The sequence below is a fragment of the Aquiflexum sp. genome (genome assembly GCF_041751335.1).
GTDB lineage: Bacteria > Bacteroidota > Bacteroidia > Cytophagales > Cyclobacteriaceae > Aquiflexum.
In genome coordinates, this window is the sequence record NZ_JBGSXS010000042.1 from 1 (window position 1) to 2,081 (window position 2,081).

2 protein-coding genes are annotated in these 2,081 nt (G+C 40.1%); one reads left to right on the forward strand and one right to left on the reverse strand.

The window, feature by feature from the left end:
* Positions 1-315 precede the first annotated feature (315 nt).
* Positions 316-1,320: a mannonate dehydratase gene (locus ACEW8U_RS02335; RefSeq protein WP_373520423.1), complete on the forward strand. Its 1,005-nt coding sequence runs from the start codon at positions 316-318 to the stop codon at positions 1,318-1,320.
* A 24-nt stretch (positions 1,321-1,344) separates the two neighbouring features.
* Here ACEW8U_RS02335 and ACEW8U_RS02340 read toward each other — a convergent pair.
* The coding region (locus ACEW8U_RS02340) for an AraC family transcriptional regulator (RefSeq protein WP_373520424.1) at positions 1,345-2,081 on the reverse strand (737 nt) is incomplete at its 5' end.

A 2,081-nucleotide genomic window follows, 5' to 3' on the forward strand; every position in this document is an offset into this window, starting at 1 on the left:
ATGTCATTGGTAGTAATTAACATTTGGGAATGTTCAGAAAATGTAATGACATTGGCTTGGTGTATATAAGTGCGAGAAGCGAGAGACATTGATGAAGGATGAGTGAATGTTAAGTTTATTTTCGACTCCTTTGGAGTCGCATGTTTATAGATAATCAAATGTTCTTTAGACCTTCAACCCCATCGGGGTTGAATGAAAAAGGTTAAGCAATTGATTTGTTTTTGGGGGAATGTTTATATGGGTGGATTGATAATAAGTTTGGGAAATTGTGGGCTGTAATGATCAACCTATTCTTTATATTAAAGAAATGAAATTATGAAATTTTCAATGCTATTGCCTGCAAAATACGATGAGAGAAAGTGGACGCTTGCCAAGCAAATTGGGGTGGATTATGCTATCACCAAGGCAGCCCCTGAATTGACAGGGAAACAACCGCCTTATGATTTTCAGGTATTAAGATCTATATCCGATAATTTCCGGGAAAAGGGGTTCAAACTCTATGTGTTGGAAGGTGATCAATTTGATATGTCCCCGATTAAGCTTGGTTTACCTAATAGGGATGAACTGATTGAAAAATACATTCTATTGCTGCAAAATATGGGCAGGCTTGAAATTCCTTTACTTTGCTATAATTTCATGGCAAGCATAGGATGGTTTCGGACGAGGGTGGATATCGCCGAAAGGGGAGGTGCCCAAGTCAGCGGTTTTTATATGGATGATGTCAGGGATCAATTGGTCCTTGAAGACGAGCGTATTTCCGAAGCCAAACTTTGGGAAAACTTATACTACTTTCAGGATGCCGTATTGCCGGAGGCCAAAAGTGCCGGAGTTAGGATGGCTCTCCATCCCGATGATCCTCCGGTCAGTCCATTGAAAGGAGTGGGAAGGATTTTGACCAGTTCAGCTGCATTTGAGAAAGTTTGGAACCGCAATCCCATAAAAAGCAATGCGATCACTTTTTGTCAGGCATCTTTCCTGACCATGGGTGAGGATATTCAGAATTTGGCGAAAAAATGGTTGTCAGAAAAAAGAATTGCCTTTTTGCATATCCGGGATATTGAAGGAGATCGTGAAAATTTCAGGGAGACTTTCCATGACAATGGTCCTACCGATATGGTTGAGATGTTCAGGATTTATCATCAACATGGATTTGATGGACCTATCCGACCTGACCATGCCCCGGCTATGTATGGGGAAACACAAGGGACTTTCGGCGGAAGTACCACTGTCGGTTATGAGATTACAGGGAAGATCTTTGCTATTGGATATATGAAGGGGATATTGGAGGCCATCGAAAAGATGGATAAAAGCAAAGATTGAGAAACTTGATAAATCCAGGAATTTTCATTTATAAAACTGCCTATTATAGGCCAAAGGATTGATCTGGTATTTGTTTTTGAACTGACGGTTAAAGTTGGATAAGTTATTGAATCCACATTCAAAACAGATCTCAGCCACACTTTTTGTATTTTCCTGAAGCAATTTGGTGGCATGGTTCAACCTCACTTCGTTTACGAAATTAACAAAAGACTTCCTTGTCCTCTGGCTAAAATACCTTGAAAAAGAATTTGGAGACAAATTGACGAAATCTGCGACTTCACTGATGCTGATTTCATTTTTGAAATTGTTCATTACAAATTCAAAAACCTTATTCATCCGGTCTGACTCAGCTTCATTTTTGCCGATCATGTGTGACTGGGAAATGGGTGTAAGTTCATCTGACTCAGAGAGCAGCTGCAGGATTTCCAAAAGCTTCATCCAACGTGGCATTCCTTTCAGCGTAACTATTTCATGAAGCAGTTCAATACATATAGATTTGGTGACACCATGGATATCTAGGCCAAGTTGTGACTTGATAAAAAGGTTTTTGATATTTTTTGCTTCGGGCAGCGCTAGGAAATTAGCCCCCAAAGATTTTTCAAGAAAGTGGATGACAATGGATCTTGCAGCTTTCGAATTTGATTTATCATCCTCATAAAAACAAGCGTCATTGCGGTACAGATGGGGGAGGTTAGGTCCTATAAACGCCAGATCTCCTTCCCTAAAATCAGAAACAGAATCTCCGATAAACCGCTTACCGG

Excerpts from the sequence above, each read along its gene's own strand:
- ACEW8U_RS02335 (WP_373520423.1), top strand. The coding sequence starts at position 316 with ATGAAATTTTCAATGCTATTGCCTGCAAAATACGATGAGAGAAAGTGG.